This window comes from Pseudomonas sp. 2822-17, assembly GCF_002742485.1.
Lineage (GTDB): Bacteria > Pseudomonadota > Gammaproteobacteria > Pseudomonadales > Pseudomonadaceae > Aquipseudomonas > Aquipseudomonas cyclaminis.
This window is the reverse complement of the sequence record NZ_LJRZ01000448.1, coordinates 1-375: the sequence shown is the minus strand read 5'-3', so window position 1 is coordinate 375 and position 375 is coordinate 1. Positions and strand designations below refer to the sequence as shown.

Annotated in this window: 1 protein-coding gene; it reads right to left on the bottom strand. The window is 29.9% G+C overall.

The window, feature by feature from the left end:
• Positions 1–375, bottom strand: a 375-nt coding sequence (locus AOA60_RS32685) for a hypothetical protein (protein WP_158235036.1), incomplete at both ends; no start/stop codon positions are given.

Sequence of the window (375 nt, the reverse complement as noted above, 5' to 3'; positions counted from 1 at the left end):
GCCTTGAGGTAAGTCTTGAAAACCATCCGTCTCATTAACCATCCATATAATTATCTCTAGCTTATCTTCAGTTAAACGTGTAGGATAAGGCTCTAATGCAAAATATGTCAGCTGATCCCTAACAATTTTGGAGAGTCCATATTGTTCAAGAGACTGAATTTTATTTAATAGATCTAATCTACTTCTATGTTCATCTAGTTTTAAATGTTCTGGAATATCAGGATGAAATAAGTATTTTTTTAATTCATCGGATGAGATGTCCGTATAATTTTCTATATATCTAAAAACGTGATCTTCCTTTTCTTTAAATTCTTTAAAAACCTTAAGAACACATTTATGTAAATCCATTTGAGATGTAGAAGAACTGTTTAATAA